The sequence below is a fragment of the Streptomyces adelaidensis genome, assembly GCF_016598475.1.
Lineage (GTDB): Bacteria > Actinomycetota > Actinomycetes > Streptomycetales > Streptomycetaceae > Streptomyces > Streptomyces adelaidensis.
On sequence record NZ_JAEMUX010000004.1, the window covers coordinates 147,147 to 162,123 of the forward strand.

Annotated in this window: 14 protein-coding genes and 1 pseudogene; 9 read left to right on the top strand and 6 right to left on the bottom strand. The window is 71.5% G+C overall.

Annotated features, from left to right (window positions below; genetic code table 11):
• Positions 1-186 precede the first annotated feature (186 nt).
• The 4 genes from I8N67_RS03490 to I8N67_RS03505 all read right to left on the bottom strand — a co-directional run bounded on the left by I8N67_RS03490 (position 187) and on the right by I8N67_RS03505 (position 4,118).
• Positions 187-1,290: an acyl-CoA dehydrogenase family protein gene (locus I8N67_RS03490; RefSeq protein WP_200301058.1), complete on the bottom strand. Its 1,104-nt coding sequence runs from the start codon at positions 1,288-1,290 to the stop codon at positions 187-189.
• Positions 1,287-2,471, bottom strand: coding sequence for an acyl-CoA dehydrogenase family protein (locus I8N67_RS03495; RefSeq protein ID WP_200301059.1), 1,185 nt, complete (start codon positions 2,469-2,471; stop codon positions 1,287-1,289). The genes I8N67_RS03490 and I8N67_RS03495 overlap by 4 nt, the downstream gene beginning before the upstream one ends.
• Complete coding sequence (locus tag I8N67_RS03500) at positions 2,468-3,445, bottom strand: NADPH:quinone oxidoreductase family protein (protein WP_200301060.1); 978 nt, start codon at positions 3,443-3,445, stop codon at positions 2,468-2,470. The genes I8N67_RS03495 and I8N67_RS03500 overlap by 4 nt, the downstream gene beginning before the upstream one ends.
• A 94-nt stretch (positions 3,446-3,539) precedes the next feature.
• Positions 3,540-4,118 (bottom strand): helix-turn-helix domain-containing protein, encoded by a 579-nt coding sequence (locus I8N67_RS03505; protein ID WP_372443622.1) that lies wholly within the window; start codon positions 4,116-4,118, stop codon positions 3,540-3,542.
• Between the two features lie 95 nt (positions 4,119-4,213).
• Here I8N67_RS03505 and I8N67_RS03510 point away from each other — a divergent pair, with 95 nt between their 5' ends.
• From I8N67_RS03510 to I8N67_RS03530, 5 genes and pseudogenes are all read left to right on the top strand, one after another.
• Positions 4,214-5,143 (top strand): NAD(P)/FAD-dependent oxidoreductase, encoded by a 930-nt coding sequence (locus I8N67_RS03510; protein WP_200301062.1) that lies wholly within the window; start codon positions 4,214-4,216, stop codon positions 5,141-5,143.
• Between the two features lie 158 nt (positions 5,144-5,301).
• Positions 5,302-6,839 (top strand): annotated as a pseudogene (locus I8N67_RS03515) (ATP-dependent DNA ligase).
• The gene (locus I8N67_RS03520) at positions 6,836-7,309 is read left to right on the top strand and encodes an NUDIX hydrolase (protein WP_200301063.1); all 474 of its coding nucleotides are present in this window, start codon (positions 6,836-6,838) and stop codon (positions 7,307-7,309) included. Before I8N67_RS03515 ends, I8N67_RS03520 begins: the two are co-directional and overlap by 4 nt.
• 70 nt (positions 7,310-7,379) lie before the next feature.
• A complete protein-coding gene (locus tag I8N67_RS03525) occupies positions 7,380-8,765 on the top strand; it encodes an NADP-dependent succinic semialdehyde dehydrogenase (RefSeq protein WP_200301064.1) in 1,386 nt (461 codons plus the stop codon).
• 25 nt (positions 8,766-8,790) lie between these two features.
• A complete protein-coding gene (locus I8N67_RS03530) occupies positions 8,791-9,024 on the top strand; it encodes a DUF6213 family protein (RefSeq protein WP_200301065.1) in 234 nt (77 codons plus the stop codon).
• Between the two features lie 63 nt (positions 9,025-9,087).
• On the opposite strand, the gene I8N67_RS03535 is transcribed toward I8N67_RS03530, so the two are convergent.
• Entirely contained in the window at positions 9,088-9,750 is a 663-nt protein-coding gene (locus tag I8N67_RS03535; RefSeq protein ID WP_200301066.1) for a thiaminase II/PqqC family protein, read from the bottom strand.
• A gap of 216 nt (positions 9,751-9,966) precedes the next feature.
• On the opposite strand from I8N67_RS03535, the gene I8N67_RS03540 reads away from it, so the two are divergent.
• Genes I8N67_RS03540 through I8N67_RS03550 form a run of 3 tightly spaced genes read left to right on the top strand, consistent with a single transcriptional unit; the run spans position 9,967 to position 12,776 of the window.
• Positions 9,967-11,028 (top strand): type III polyketide synthase, encoded by a 1,062-nt coding sequence (locus I8N67_RS03540; RefSeq protein WP_200301067.1) that lies wholly within the window; start codon positions 9,967-9,969, stop codon positions 11,026-11,028.
• Between the two features lie 6 nt (positions 11,029-11,034).
• A complete protein-coding gene (locus tag I8N67_RS03545; RefSeq protein ID WP_200301068.1) occupies positions 11,035-12,249 on the top strand; it encodes a cytochrome P450 in 1,215 nt (404 codons plus the stop codon).
• Positions 12,246-12,776: a cupin domain-containing protein gene (locus I8N67_RS03550; RefSeq protein WP_307835136.1), complete on the top strand. Its 531-nt coding sequence runs from the start codon at positions 12,246-12,248 to the stop codon at positions 12,774-12,776. The genes I8N67_RS03545 and I8N67_RS03550 overlap by 4 nt, the downstream gene beginning before the upstream one ends.
• Positions 12,777-12,834: 58 nt before the next feature.
• Here the strand turns inward: I8N67_RS03550 and I8N67_RS03555 are convergent, their stop codons facing one another.
• Positions 12,835-14,061 (bottom strand): acyl-CoA dehydrogenase family protein, encoded by a 1,227-nt coding sequence (locus tag I8N67_RS03555; RefSeq protein WP_200301069.1) that lies wholly within the window; start codon positions 14,059-14,061, stop codon positions 12,835-12,837.
• A gap of 182 nt (positions 14,062-14,243) precedes the next feature.
• On the opposite strand from I8N67_RS03555, the gene I8N67_RS03560 reads away from it, so the two are divergent.
• Positions 14,244-14,912, top strand: a complete 669-nt coding sequence (locus I8N67_RS03560; protein ID WP_200301070.1) for a TetR/AcrR family transcriptional regulator — start codon at positions 14,244-14,246, stop codon at positions 14,910-14,912.
• The last annotated feature ends 65 nt before the right edge of the window (positions 14,913-14,977 follow it).

A 14,977-nucleotide genomic window follows, 5' to 3' on the forward strand; every position in this document is an offset into this window, starting at 1 on the left:
CCCGGGTGGGGCCGGTTACGGACTGAAGCGAGTATGCGAGCCGGAAGGGGCGGATGAGCAGTGGTGTGCGGGGAGTTGGCCGGGCCGCCGTCGTTCGTTCATATGGGTCGCCTGCGCACATGCGAAAGCCCGCCCCAGGAATTCGCCAGGTGGGGCGGGCTTTGCCTGTTCTTCTCCGGCTGTACGTCAGGGGGCTCGCAGGTCGACCAGTTCGGCCAGAGCCGCCCGGTGGGCGCCCGCCGTGCCGTACGCGATCGAGTCGGTCTTCGCCCGCTTCAGGTAGAGGTGGACGGGGTGCTCCCAGGTCATGCCGATGCCGCCGTGCAGTTGCAGGGCCTCCTCGGCCGCGTGGACGGCCACGGGTGCCGCGAAGGCCTGGGCGACGGCGACGGCCACATCGGCGTCCTCGCTGCCGGTGGCGAGCGCGTCGGCCGCGTTCCGGGCGGCAGCCCGGAGGTTGACGACCTCCAGCCACAGTTGCGCGAGGCGGTGCTTGAGCGCCTGGAAGCCGCCGACGGGCCGGTTGAACTGCTTGCGTTCCTTGAGGTAGCGGACCGTCTCGGTCAAGGTCCACTCCGCGAGCCCGAGTTGCTCGGAGGCGAGCAGCCCGGCTCCGGCGCGCAGGGCACGTCGTACGGCGGGTTCGGCGTCGCCGAGGAGACGGCCGGGCGCCCCGTCGAGGACGATCTTCGCCAGCGGGCGGGTCAGGTCCAGGGACACCTGCGCAGTGATGATCGCGGCCGTCGCGTCCACCGCGTACAGGCCGCCGTCGTCGGCGGGCACCAGCAGCACATCGGCGGCCGCCGCGTCCGCGATGCCGGTCAACTCGCCGTGCAGGGCCCCGTCCTCGAACCGTACGACCTTGTAGGCGCTGCCCGCGGGAAGGTTCAGGGCGACCGCGAGGGTGCCGATCCTCCGTCCGGAGGCCAGCTCGGCGAGGAGGTCGGGGGCCTCACCGGCCAGCAGGGCCTCGGTAGCGACGACGGCGCTGGTGAGGAAGGGCACCGGGGCGACCGCGCGCCCCAACTCCTCCACGACGACGGCGACTTCGCGGTGGGTGGCGCCCTGGCCGCCCAGTTCCTCGGGGACGAGCAGGCCGGCCAGGCCCATGCCGTCGGCGAGCAGCTTCCACAGTTCACGGTCGTGCGGGGCGTCCGACTCGATGCGCGCGATCACGCCCGCCGCGTCGCAGTGGTCGGCCAGCAGGTCGCGGACGGCCGCGCGGAGGGCGTCCTCCTCCTGCGAGTACAGCAGGTCGGGCTCTGCGCGCTGCGTGGGCTGCGTGCTCATCGGGCGAGGTCCTTCCAGGGGACGTCCTTGTCGGTGCGCGGTTCGGAGGGCAGGCCCAGGACGCGCTCGGCGACGATGTTCAGCAGGACCTCGGTGGTCCCGCCCTCGATGCTGTTGCCCTTGGAGCGGAGGTAGCGGTAGCCGGCGTCGCGGCCGACGAAGTCGACGAGCTCCGGGCGCCGCATGGTCCAGTCGTCGTACAACAGGCCTTCCTCGCCCCGGAGTTCGACCTCCAGGCCGCTGATCTCCTGGTTGAGGCGGGCGAAGGCGAGCTTCATGCCGGCGCCCTCGGGGCCGGGCTGGCCGGCGACGAGTTGCTGGCGCAGCCGTTCCGCCGTGAGCCGGGCGGCCTCGGCCTCGACCCAGAGCTTCAGGAGCCGCTGGTGGAGGTCGTGGGTGCGCAGTTCGGGGCGTTCGCGCCAGGTCCTGGCGACCGGGCCGATCATGCCGCCCTCGCGGGGCAGCCGCATACCGCCGATGGCGACGCGTTCGTTGTTGAGCGTGGTCTGCGCGACCTTCCAGCCGTCGCCGACCTCGCCGAGGCGGCGCGCGTCCGGGATGCGGACGCCGGTGATGAACACCTCGTTGAACTCGGCCTCGCCGGTGACCTGGCGCAGCGGCCGTACCTCGACGCCGGGGTCGGTCATGTCGCAGATGAAGTAGGTGATGCCCCGGTGCTTGGGCACGTCCGGGTCGGTGCGGGCGATGAGGATGGCCCAGCGGGCGACGTGCGCGCTGGAGGTCCACACCTTCTGCCCGTTGACGACCCAGTCGCCGTCGCCCTCCCGCACGGCACGGGTGCCGAGCGCGGCCAGGTCGGATCCGGCGCCGGGTTCGCTGAAGAGCTGGCACCAGACCTCCTCGCCCGTCCACAGGGGCCGCAGGTACTGGCGCTTCTGCTCCTCCGTGCCGTAGGCGAGGATCGTCGGCGCGGCCATGCCGAGGCCGATGCCGATGCGGCGCGGGTCGTTGTCGGGGGCGCCTTCCGCCTCCAGATCCGCGTCCACCACGGCCTGGAGTGAGCGCGGGGCGCCGAGCCCGCCGAGGCCCTCGGGGTAGTGCACCCAGGCGAGCCCCGCGTCGAAGCGGGCCCGCAGGAAGTCCAGCCGGTCGGTGTCGGCGGGCGGATACGCGGCCAGCAACTCGGCCGTGCGGCGCCTGAGTTCAGCTGCGTCGGTCATGCGGTGGCTCCGTTCTCCAGCGAGGGCACCACGACGACCCGGCCGGTGGTGACGCCGTCCGCGACCCGCTGTACGGCGGCCCCGGCCCCGTCGAGCGGTGCGCGCTCGCTCACCAGCGGCCTGACGACGCCCCGGGCCGCCAGATCGGTGAGCTGCTCGTGGCAGTGCTGGACCAGCTTCGGGTTCTTGGTGTTGTACAGGCCCCAGTGCAGGCCGAGGATCGAGTAGTTCTTCACCAGGGCGTGGTTGAGGCCGGGGCTGGGGATGGTCCCACTGGCGAAGCCGACGACCACGATGCGTCCCTCGAAGGCGACGACCTTGGTCGACTGCGTGTAGGCCTCGCCGCCCACGGGGTCGTAGACGACATCCGCGCCCCGGCCTCCGGTGGCCTCCTTCACGGCGGAGACGACGTCCTCGCTCCGCCGGTCGACCACCACGTCGCAGCCCAGCTCCCGGGCCACGGCCACCTTGTCGGCGCCGCCGACGACACCGATGACCGTCGCGCCGGCCGCCTTGCCGAGCTGCACGGCCGCGCTGCCGACCCCGCCCGCGGCGGCGTGGACGAGCAGGGTCTCCCCCGCCTCCAGCCGGGCCCGGCGGTGGAGGCCGAACCAGCCCGTCTGGTAGCCGATGTGCAGGGCCGCGGCCTCGGCGTCGTCCAGCGCCTCGGGCGCGGGCAGCAGGGCGGCGGCGTCCGCGACGGCGTACTCGGCGAAACCGCCGTACGGCAGTGCGGGGTTGGCGATGACGCGGCGGCCGTCCTCGGTCTCGCCGCAGATCTCCACGCCCGGGGTGAACGGGAGCGGCGGCCGGACCTGGTAGTGGCCCCGGCACATCAGCGCGTCCGGGAAGTTGACGTTCGCGGCGCGCACCTTCAGCAGGACCTGGCCGTCACCGGGCGTGGGCCGCTCCACGTCCTGGAGCCGCATCACCTCGCTCGGCTCGCCGTTCTCGTGCACTTGCCATGCCTGCATGCGGTGCCTCCACGGGACTTCTTCGTCGGACCGGGGTCGACTGTTCGAGTGCATACTAAGCGGTCGCTTGCCCTCCGGGGAACAGTAGCGTGCGTCACGAACGCGCGGGCTTGGCCCTGACGTGGATCCGCTCCCCCTGCGGCCCGAACAGACTGAGGAACTCCACCGGCCCGTCCCCCGTCGACCCGAACCAGTGCGGGACCCGGGTGTCGAACTCGGCGGCCTCCCCGGCGACCATCACCACATCATGCTCGCCGAGCACGACCCGCAGTTTCCCGGACATCACATACAGCCACTCGTAGCCCTCATGGGTGCGCGGCTCCGGCTCCTGCTGCGACTGGGGCACGAGGACCTTGAAGGCATGGAGGCCGCCCGGCTGCCGGGTGAGCGGCCAGTACGTCCGCCCGTGCCGCACGATCGGCCTCGATCTCACCCTCGGATCACCGACGGGCGGCTCCCCGATCAGTTCGTCCAACGGCACCTGATGAGCCCGCGCGATGGGCAGCAGCAGCTCCAGGCTGGGCTTGCGCAGCCCCGACTCCAGCCGGGAGAGCGTGCTCACCGAGATACCGGTCGCCTCCGACAGCCCGGCGAGCGTCGCCCCCCGCTCCTTCCGGATCCGCCGCAGCCGTGGCCCGACCCCGGCGAGAACCCCGTCCGTCCCCTCGCTCATCCCACTCTCCTCACTCATGCCGGTATTGCAGTTTCGGCAAACAGGTTTGTCAATGCCGCAGCGCTCGGGCGACTCTCGTCGTGGAGGTGGTCACCATGACCGAGCAGTACGAAGTGATCGTCATCGGCGGCGGCGCTGCCGGACTCTCCGCCGCCCTGGTCCTCGGCCGGGCCCGGCGCCGCACCCTGGTCGTCGACGCGGGCGAGCCCCGCAACGCACCCGCCGCGCACATGCAGGGCTATCTGTCGCGGGACGGGATGCCGCCGACGGAGTTCCTGGCCGTGGGCCGGGAGGAGATCGCCCGGTACGGCGTCGGGCTGGTCCGGGGCCGGGCGGTGGACGTCACCCGAAATGAGGACGGGCAGAGCTTCACCGTGACCCTCGCGGACGGCCGAGCCGTACGCACCCGGCGCCTGGTCGTCGCCACCGGCCTGAAGGACGAACTGCCGGCCGTCCCCGGCGTCGCCGAGCGTTTCGGCCGGGACGTGCTGCACTGCCCGTACTGCCACGGCTGGGAGGTCCGCGACCAGCCCTTCGGCGTGCTGGCCACGACCCCGCTCAGCGTGCACCAGGCGCTGATGGTCTCCCAGTGGTCCAAGGACGTGACCCTGTTCCTGCACACCGTCACCGAGGACGAACTGTCCGACGACGACCTGCGCCGCCTCTCCGCCGCCGGGGTCTCGGTGGTACCCGGGGAGGTCTCGGGCCTGGTGGTGGACGACGACCGCCTCACCGGCGTACGCCTCGCCGACGGCACGACACACGACCGCTCGGTGCTCTTCACGGCCCCGCGGCCGATCCCCCGGACCGGCCTGCTGGAGAAACTGGGCGCCGAACTGCACGACACCCCCTTCGGCGCCTACCCCGTGGTCGACCCGACCGGCCTGACCACCGTCCCCGGCGTCTGGGCCGTCGGCAACGCGATGGGCTTCTCCGAACAGGTCGTCAACGCGGCATCCTCCGGATACCGGGCTGGCGCCACGATCAACGGAGAACTGCTGATGACCGACCTGGACACGGCATGAGCGATCGGCCCGAAGGGCCATCGAGGGGCGCGGGGCTGTGCTGAATCTGCGGCTACCGCCGCGTGGGCGCGACAAGCCACGACGAACCCGCAGCCGCCAAACCGCCCGCACCCCCAACCCGATGGGCACCCGGCCTGACTCCGTAGGACCATGGCCGCATGTTGTTCGCCCGGCTCGCCCGTGTGTCCCAGGAGGTGGCCGCCACCTCGGCCCGCTCCCGGAAGACGGCTCTGCTCGCCGACCTGTTCCGGGACGCCGACGCGGCGGACGTACCGGTCGTCATCCCCTACCTCGCGGGCCGTCTGCCCCAGGGCCGGCTGGGCATCGGCTGGAAGGTGCTGAACCAGGAGATCCCGCCGGCGACCGAGCCCAGCCTCACCGTGCGCGAGGTGGACACCCGGCTCACAGCGATCGGCGGCGTCACCGGCGCCGGTTCGCAGGCCGAACGCAAGCGCCTGGTGGGCGAGTTGCTGGCGGCGGCCACCAAGGACGAGCAGCGCTACCTGTTCGGACTCCTCACCGGCGAGGTCCGGCAGGGCGCCTTGGACGCGGTGGCCGTGGAGGGCCTGGCCGGAGCCACCGGGGCGCCCCCGGCCGACGTACGACGGGCGGTGATGCTCGCCGGATCGCTGCAGACAGTGGCCCAGGCGCTGCTCGCGAACGGGCCGTCGGCCCTGGAGGAATTCCGGCTCACCGTCGGCCGCCCCGTCCTGCCGATGCTGGCGCACAGCGCGTCCTCCGTCACGGAGGCCGTGGCGAAGCTGGGTGCGTGTGCGGTCGAGGAGAAGCTGGACGGCATCCGCGTCCAGGTCCACCGCGACGGCTCCGACGTACGCGTCCACACCCGCACCCTGGACGACATCACCGGCCGCCTCCCCGAACTCACCACCGTCGCCCTGGAGTTGCGGGCCGAGCGGTTCATCCTCGACGGAGAGGTGATCGCGCTCGACAAGGACGGGCGGCCACGCTCCTTCCAGGAGACGGCCGCCCGCGTCGGCTCGCGGATGGACGTGACGACGGCGGCCGAGCAGGTCCCCGTCTCCCCGGTGTTCTTCGACGCACTCTCCGTGGACGGCCGGGACCTCCTCGACCTGCCCTTCGCCGACCGCCACGCCGAACTGGCCCGTCTCGTCCCCGAGCCGATGCGGGTCCGCCGCACCCTCGTGGCCGGCCCCGACGACCTGCCCGAGGCGGAGAGGTTCCTCGCGGACACGCTGACCCGCGGCCATGAGGGTGTCGTGCTCAAAGCCCTCGACGCCCCCTACAGCGCCGGCCGGCGCGGTGCCTCCTGGCTGAAGGTCAAGCCCGTGCACACCCTCGATCTGGTGGTCCTGGCCGCCGAATGGGGCCACGGCCGCCGCACGGGCAAGCTCTCCAACCTCCACCTCGGCGCCCGCACCGCCGACGGCTCGTTCGCGATGCTCGGCAAGACGTTCAAGGGCATGACCGACACCATGCTGGCCTGGCAGACCGGGCGACTGCGGGAGCTGGCCGTCGAGGAGCACGGCTGGGGCGTGACCGTCCGCCCCGACTCGTCGTCGAGATCGCCTACGACGGCCTCCAGCGCTCCACCCGCTACCCGGCCGGCGTCACCCTCCGCTTCGCCCGAGTGGTCCGCTACCGCGAGGACAAGTCGCCCGCACAAGCCGATACGGTCGAGTCCCTGCTATCCGCCCACCCGGAGGTCACCCGGTGACGACCGCCCCCAAGCGCAGCGCCGGCCTGCTGCTCCACCGCCGTACCGCCGACGGCGTCCAGGTTCTCCTCGGCCACATGGGCGGCCCGTTCTTCGCGCGCAAGGACGCGGGCGCCTGGTCCGTGCCGAAGGGCGAGTACGAGCCCGACGAACCCGCCTGGGACGCGGCCCGCCGGGAGTTCCAGGAGGAGCTGGGGCTGGCGCCGCCCGACGGCGAGGCCGTACCGCTGGGCGAGGTGCGGCAGACCAACGGCAAGATCGTCACCGTATGGGCGATCGAGGCGGACCTCGACCCGGCGACGGTCGTGCCGGGGACGTTCCGGATGGAGTGGCCGCCGAAGTCCGGGCAGATCCAGGAGTTCCCCGAGCTGGACCGCGTGGAGTGGCTGGGCCTGGAGCGGGCCCGGGCGGTGATCGTGAAGGCGCAGGCGGAGTTTCTCGACCGCCTTCTGGAGCACTCGGGCCGATAACGACTCCGCGTTGCGGCGGGCGCCGCCGCGCGGGAAGGTCGAAGGACAGCCCGCGCTCAGGAGGCCGACCATGCCCATCGCCACGGTGAACCCGGCGAACGGCGAGACCCTCAAGACGTACGACGCGCTCGGTGAGGAGGAGATCGAGCGACGGCTCGCGACCGCCGACACCACGTTCCGTACGTACCGGACCACGTCCTTCGCGCAGCGCGCCCGGCTGCTGCACCGGGCCGCCGAACTCCTCGACGAGGACGCGGACGCCGTAGCCCAGGTGATGACCACCGAGATGGGCAAGCCGGTCAGGCAGGCCCGCGCGGAGGCCGCCAAGTGCGCGAAGGCGATGCACTGGTACGCCGAGCACGCCGAGGTGCTGCTCACCGACGTGGAGCCCTCCGACGCGGACGTGAAGGACTCGGGCGCCTCCCGCGTCCTGGTCCGCTACCGGCCGCTCGGCCCGGTGCTCGCCGTGATGCCGTGGAACTTCCCGCTCTGGCAGGTGATCCGCTTCGCCGCGCCCGCGCTGATGGCGGGCAACGTGGGCCTGCTCAAGCACGCCTCCAACGTCCCGCAGACCGCGCTCTACCTGGAGGACCTCTTCCGCCGGGCGGGCTTCCCCGAGGGCTGTTTCCAGACACTGCTCATCGGCTCCGGCGCGGTCGAGGACATCCTGCGCGACCCGCGCGTGAGGGCCGCCACGCTCACCGGCAGCGAGCCGGCGGGCCGGGCGGTCGCCTCGGTCGCCGGGGACGAGGTCAAGAAGACGGTCCTGGAGCTGGGCGGCAGCGACCCGTACGTCGTGCTGCCGTCCGCCGACATCGAGCAGGCGGCGCGGGTCGCCGTGACGGCCCGGGCGCAGAACAACGGGCAGTCGTGCATCGCCGCCAAACGGTTCATCGTGCACGCCGACGTGTACGACGCCTTCGCCGAGCGGTTCGTGGCCGGCATGCGCGCGCTGCGGATCGGCGACCCGCTGGAGGAGGAGACGGAGATCGGCCCGCTCTCCAGCGAGCAGGGCCGCGAGGACCTGGAGGGACTGGTCGAGGAGGCCGTGGAGAGCGGCGCCACCGTCCTGTGCGGCGGGGAGCGCCCCGACGGGCCCGGCTGGTACTACCCGCCGACCGTCCTCGCCGACGTCACCCCCGAGATGCGTATCCACCACGAGGAGGCCTTCGGCCCGGTCGCCACGCTGTACCGGGTCGCCGGCCTCGACGAGGCGATCGCGATCGCCAACGACACGCCCTTCGGTCTCAGCTCCAACGTGTGGACCCGGGACAGCGCCGAGGCCGACCGCGTCGTACGGGATCTGGAGGCCGGCGCGGTCTACGTCAACGGGATGACCGCCTCCCACCCGGCGTTCCCGTTCGGCGGGGTCAAACGGTCCGGATACGGGCGTGAGCTGTCGGGACACGGAATCCGCGAGTTCTGCAACATCACCACCGTATGGCACGGGGCGTGAGCGTTCCGCGGTTACCATCCCCGTTGTGAACCGCGAAGTGACTCTGCCTCTGATCGTCGACGACCGCGGGACCTTGCAGGTGTCTGCCGCCGATGTGAGCAAACTACTGCGAACGGTGGGTGGGCGCTGGCTGCACCTGGTGGAGGCCGGTGCGGACGGGCTCGACGAGGACACCGTCGCCGCGTTGACCATCGAGCTGGCGAAGTTGGCGGACCGGATCGATGTGGCGTGCATCGCGCACAGCAGTGGGGCGCCGTAGGGGGCGCGGTTCCGTGTCGGCCGCCGGTCGCGTGTGGTTGATCGCGCGGTTTTCCGCGCCCCTTCAGGGGCGCGCCAGTGTGGTCCAGAACATCGATTCATAGCTCTGCAGCAGTCGGCCGTGGTGGTACGCCGCGTTCTCGTCCATCCGGCCGCCGTCCAGTGCCGCCTGGACGGCCTCCCTCGCCCGCCGCTCCAGCTCCGGTGACGGCTCGGCGAAGAAGTCGAAGAAGCCGCATGCGTCGTCGGTGAAGCCGTAGTGGCGGCGCAGGGCGTCGGCGATCGTCGCGCAGTAGGTGCCCCAGGACGAGAAGTTGGCGCTCAGGGCGAGCACCACGTCGGCCGGTGACGCGCCGAGCGCGAGGCGGGCGACGTACGACGGGTAGGCCTGGCAGCCCGGCAGCGGCTCGTACGCCGCGCTTCGCTCCTCGCTCACGCCGCACGCCTTCGCGAATGCCCCAAGCCGCTCTCCCGCCACCGTCTCGCCCTGGGCGAGCATCTCGAAGAAGGGCGCGCTCGCGGGCTCCTCGGTCGCCGCCCGCTGGGCCAGGTGGAGGAACGAGCGGTGGTCCGCGGCGATGACCAGGCGCTGTTCCATGGCCAGCGCGGCGAGGGTGTCGCGGCCGGCCGTGCCGGTGGCGATCAGCGGGAGCAGGGGGTCGGCGGTGGGATCCGGGGCGAGTTTCGCGGCGGTGGTCTCCAGCAGTCGGGTGGCGGTGTGCGTCATCGCGGCTCCCCTGGGTGCGGTTGTCTCGCTCGTCCTGCTCCGACCCTGGCACGGCTGCCCGGTTCGGAGTAGTGGGCGGTGGTTCGTCGGGGTTCGCCGGTCTGGAGTAGTCCGGCGCGAGATCCGGGAGGCGCCGGGTGATCGTGGATGAACCACCTGAACCACCCCGTGCTCGGGAGGCGAAGGCCTTCCGGATGGCGAAAGCAGGCGCGCTCCATGGCCACTTTGTGCAGACCCGCGGTGTCCGTCCCGGAGTACGTGATCACGATGGAGGACACGTTGGCGCTGGCGCGTGAGCGCCACCCCGACCACCCCCAACTCCCGCTGGCGCTGAGGCTGATCGAGAACACCGGCGTCCGAACCCGGTACATCGTGCAGCCCATCGAGGAGACGCTGAAGCATCCCGGCTTCGAGCAGCGGAACAAGGTCTACGAAGCCGAGGCGAAGGCCCGCGTCCCGGCGGTCGTACAGCGGGCGCTGGACGAGGCGGAGCTGCTCAGCTCCGACATAGACGTGATCGTCTACGTGTCGTGCACGGGCTTCATGATGCCGTCGATGACCGCGTGGCTGATCAACAACATGGGCTTCGGCCATGACACCCGGCAGATACCCATCGCCCAGCTGGGCTGCGCGGCGGGCGGCGCCGCGGTCAACCGGGCGCACGACTTCTGCACGGCCTACCCGGAGGCCAACGCCCTGATCGTGGCCTGCGAGTTCTGCTCGCTGTGCTACCAGCCGACCGACCTGGGCGTCGGCTCGCTGCTCTCCAACGGCCTGTTCGGCGACGGCATCGCGGCCGCCGTCGTACGCGGCCGGGGCGGCGAGGGCATCAGCCTGGAGCGCAACGGCTCGTACCTGATCCCCAAGACCGAGGAGTGGATCATGTACGACGTCCGGTCCACCGGGTTCCACTTCCTGCTGGACAAGCGGGTGCCCGGAACCATGGAGCCCCTCGCGCCGGCGCTCCAGAAACTGGCGAGCGCCCATGGCTGGGACGCCTCCGACCTGGACTTCTACATCATCCACGCGGGCGGTCCGCGCATCCTGGACGACCTCAGCAAGTTCCTCAAGGTCGACCCGCACGCGTTCCGCTTCAGCCGGGCCACGCTCACCGAGTACGGCAACATCGCCAGCGCCGTCGTCCTGGACGCGCTGCGCCGGCTGTTCGACGAGGGCGGTGCCCACGACCGGGCACGCGGCCTGCTCGCCGGGTTCGGTCCCGGTATCACCGCGGAAATGGCCCTGGGCCGCTGGCAGGGCACCACACGAGAGACGTGACGTGACATGACGACGAGCGAAGAGACCATGGCGGCCCCTCCGGTACGGCACTGGCCGGCCCTCGATCTGAGCGGGGTCGACTTCGACCCCGTCCTGACCGAGCTGATGCGCGAGGGCCCGATCACCCGGATCCAGCTGCCCAACGGCGAGGGCTGGGCCTGGCTGCTGACCCGCTACGAGGACGTACGGCTGGTCACCAACGATCCCCGGTTCAGCCGTAAGGAGGTCGTGGGCCGCCCGGTCACCCGGCTCGCCCCGCACTTCATCCCGCAGGCCGACGCGATGAACTTCGTCGACAAGCCGGACCACGCCCGGCTGCGCAGGGCCGTGGCGCCCGCCTTCACGGCCCGGGGCATCGAACGCCTGCGGGCGGGCGCCCGGCGGACCCTGGACGCGGCGGTCGACGCGCTGCTGCGCGACGGCCCGCCCGCCGATCTGATCGAGCGGGTCCTGGAGCCCTTCCCGATCACCGTGATCTGCGAGTTGATGGGCGTGCCGGAGGCCGACCGTGAGGACATGCACATCTGGACCCAGCGGATCCTGTCCTCCACGCACGGCATCAAGGCCAGCGAGCGGGCGAAGCTCGACATGGAGGCGTACTTCGCCAAGGCGATCGCCGAGCACCGGGGCGCGGACGGCGAGGACGTCATCTCGCTGCTCGGCGCGGCCGTGGGCCGGGGCGACATCAGCGAGGCGGAGGCGATGGCCCTGGCGGGGCCCCTCCAGATCGGCGGTGAGGCGGTCACGAACAACACCGGCCAGATGTTCTTCGTCCTGCTGACCCGCCCGGACCTGCTCGACCGCATGCGCAGCGAACCGGCCCTGCGCCCGCAGGCCCTCGAAGAGCTGCTGCGCTACATCCCGCACCGCAACGCCGTGGGCCTGTCCCGCATCGCCACGGAGGACATCGTCCTGCACGGCGTCCGCATCCGGGCGGGCGACCCGGTCTACGTCTCCTACCTGGCCGCCAACCGCGACCCGGACGTCTTCCCGGACCCCGAGCGCATCGATTTCGACCGCGCCCCCAACCCTCACGTGGCGTTCGGCTACGGCGCCCACTACTGCGCGGGCTCCACCCTGGCGAAGCTGGAGACCGAGCTGATCGTGGACACCCTGCTCGACCGTCTGCCGGGGCTGCGGCTGGCGGTCCCGCCGGGCGAGGTCCCCTGGCGTCGCGGTGCCCTGATCCGCGGCCCCGAGGCCCTCCCCGTCACCTGGTGACCGCGCTCACCCCGCCCGAAGGGCTCCTCGTACCGCCGGGCCACGGCCGCACCGTCACGACCCCCGCGCACGCCGTGACCTTCAAGGTCACGGGCACCCACTCCCGGACGGCCTCCAGCTTCGAGGTGGTCGTCCCGCCGGGCTTCGACGTCGGCGCCCACGTGCACACCCGGAGCGAGGAGCTCTTCTACGTCCTCGAAGGCGAGCTGGACGTGCTCGCCTTCGAGCCGCGCGTCCGCACCCCCGACAACTGGCAGCACTGGCAGTCCGCTTCGGGCACCCGCACGGTCCGGGCCACCCCGGGCACGGTCATCGTCGTCCCCCCGGGCTGCCCCCACGCCTTCGCCAACCCCACCGACACCCCGGCGAAGATGTTCTTCCAGTCCTCACCGCCACCGGATCACGAACGGTACTTCGAGGAGTTGCTGGAGATCCTGGAGGCGGGGGGTCCGCCGGACGGCGAGGCGATCGAGAGACTGCGCAAGAGGTACGACATCGAGCAACTCACACCTCTGAAACACCGGTGAAGAGCAGCGGAGTCAGGGGCGCGGGGCTGTGTCGATACACACAGCACACCGCACGACGCTACCGAATCGGCATCCCCGACAAGGTCCGAGCGATCACCAACCGCTGAATCTCACTCGTACCCTCGAAGATCGTGTAGATCGCCGCATCCCGGTGCATCCGCTCCACCGGGTACTCACGGGTGTACCCGTTCCCACCCAGTATCTGAATGGCCTGCCCCGTGACCTTCTTCGCCGTCTCGCTCGCGAACAGCTTCGACTGCGACCCCTCGGCCCCGGTGAACGGCCGCCCGTTGATCGCCATCCAGGACGCCCGCCACACCAGCAGCCGCGCCGCGTCCACGGAGGTCCGCATGTCCGCGAGCTGGAAGGCGACGCCCTGGTTGTCGATGATGGGCCGCCCGAACTGCGAACGCGTCATGGCGTAGTCGAGGGCCACCTCGTACGCGGCCCGGGCGGTGCCCACCGCCATGGCGCCGACAGCAGGACGGGACGCCTCGAACGTGGCCATCGCCGCGTTCTTCACCCTCTCGCCACCGGTCTTCGCCCGCTCGCGGGCCCGCGCCAGGCGCTCGTCGAGCTTCTCCTTGCCGCCGAGGAGGCAGGAACCGGGGACCCGGACGTCCTCCAGGACGACCTCGGCCGTGTGGGAGGCGCGGATGCCGTGCTTCTTGAACTTCTGGCCCTGGGACAGGCCGGGCGTCTTCGGCGGGACGATGAAGGAGGCGTGGCCCTTGGAGCCGAGCTCGGGGTCGACCACCGCGACGACGACGTGGACGTTGGCGATACCGCCGTTGGTCGCCCAGGTCTTGGTGCCGTTGAGGATCCACTCGTCCTTGGCCTCGTCGTACACGGCGCGGGTGCGCATGGAGGCCACGTCTGAACCGGCGTCGGGCTCGGAGGAGCAGAACGCGGCGACCTTGACGTCGTTCGCGTCCCCGTACATCTGGGGGATCCAGGTGCCGATCTGCTCCTCGGTGCCGTTGGCGAGGACGCCCACGGCGGCGAGGCCGGTGCCGACTATGGAGAGGGCTATGCCCGCGTCGCCCCAGAACAGCTCCTCCATGGCCATGGGGATGCCGAGGCCCGTGGGGTCGAAGTACTGCTGGGCGTAGAAGTCGAGGGAGTAGATGCCGAGTTTGGCGGCCTCCTGGATGACCGGCCAGGGGGTCTCCTCGCGCTCGTCCCATTCGGCGGCCGCGGGGCGGATCACATCGGCGGCGAATCCGTGGAGCCAGTCGCGAACCTCTCGCTGTTCCTCGTTGAGTTCCATGGTGAACTCGGCCATGACGCGCCTCCAGCACTGCACTAAGATGTTACCTGCGGTAACTAGGAGTCTGTTACCGGCCGGTAGGAAAAGTCAACTCCCGAGCCGGGCCCGGCAGCCCGTTCGATCCGTTCGATCGGGACGTGGCAATCAGTGCTAGTTTGCGCAGGCGTCACCGAAATCAGTACCTGGGGGAGAGACTCATGGACACCACGCAGCGGACCGACCAGGAACGGTCCGCCGACCGTCGTCGGCGCGAGCTGCTGGAGGCCGCGGACAGAGTGGTGCTCCGCGACGGTCCAGGAGCGTCGATGAACGCCATCGCCGCCGAGGCCGGCATCACCAAGCCGATCCTCTATCGCCACTTCGGCGACAAAGGCGGACTCTACGCCGCTCTCGGCCAGCGCCACACCGACGCCCTCCTCGACTCCCTGCGGGCCGCGCTGGACGCCCCGGCCGAGCGCCGCGAACGCGTCGAGGCGACCCTCGACACCTACCTGGCGGCCATCGAGGCCCGACCCCAGGTGTACCGCTTCCTCATGCACCCCGCCGAGGGCGCCCACCCCGGGGACCAGCCCGGCGAGCAGCCCGCCGACCAGGGCTTCGACGTCGGCAAGCACTCCGCCCCCCTGCTGCGCCGCATGGGCGAGGAACTCGGCAAGGTCATAGAGGAACGCCTCGACCTCGGCCCCGACAGCCAGCGGCTCGCCCGTGTCTGGGGCCACGGCATCGTGGGCATGATGCACGCGGCAGGAGACTGGTGGCTCGGCGAACGCCCGTGCACGCGGCAGGAGTTGGTCCGCAGCCTGGCAGACCTCCTGTGGGGCCGCCTGGCAGCGGCCGGCGACAAGGTGGGCAGCCCGGGCTTCTGAGGGCGCCTGGCAGCCGTACGTGGGCGGGGCGGGGCCCCTTGAGGGGCGCGGGGAACCGCGCGAGC

Excerpts from the sequence above, each read along its gene's own strand:
- I8N67_RS03490 (WP_200301058.1), bottom strand. The coding sequence starts at position 1,290 with ATGAGCACGCAGCCCACGCAGCGCGCAGAGCCCGACCTGCTGTACTCG.
- I8N67_RS03495 (WP_200301059.1), bottom strand. The coding sequence starts at position 2,471 with ATGACCGACGCAGCTGAACTCAGGCGCCGCACGGCCGAGTTGCTGGCC.
- I8N67_RS03500 (WP_200301060.1), bottom strand. The coding sequence starts at position 3,445 with ATGCAGGCATGGCAAGTGCACGAGAACGGCGAGCCGAGCGAGGTGATG.
- I8N67_RS03505 (WP_372443622.1), bottom strand. The coding sequence starts at position 4,118 with ATGAGCGAGGGGACGGACGGGGTTCTCGCCGGGGTCGGGCCACGGCTG.
- I8N67_RS03510 (WP_200301062.1), top strand. The coding sequence starts at position 4,214 with ATGACCGAGCAGTACGAAGTGATCGTCATCGGCGGCGGCGCTGCCGGA.
- I8N67_RS03525 (WP_200301064.1), top strand. The coding sequence starts at position 7,380 with ATGCCCATCGCCACGGTGAACCCGGCGAACGGCGAGACCCTCAAGACG.
- I8N67_RS03535 (WP_200301066.1), bottom strand. The coding sequence starts at position 9,750 with ATGACGCACACCGCCACCCGACTGCTGGAGACCACCGCCGCGAAACTC.
- I8N67_RS03540 (WP_200301067.1), top strand. The coding sequence starts at position 9,967 with ATGGCCACTTTGTGCAGACCCGCGGTGTCCGTCCCGGAGTACGTGATC.
- I8N67_RS03545 (WP_200301068.1), top strand. The coding sequence starts at position 11,035 with ATGACGACGAGCGAAGAGACCATGGCGGCCCCTCCGGTACGGCACTGG.
- I8N67_RS03555 (WP_200301069.1), bottom strand. The coding sequence starts at position 14,061 with ATGGCCGAGTTCACCATGGAACTCAACGAGGAACAGCGAGAGGTTCGC.
- I8N67_RS03560 (WP_200301070.1), top strand. The coding sequence starts at position 14,244 with ATGGACACCACGCAGCGGACCGACCAGGAACGGTCCGCCGACCGTCGT.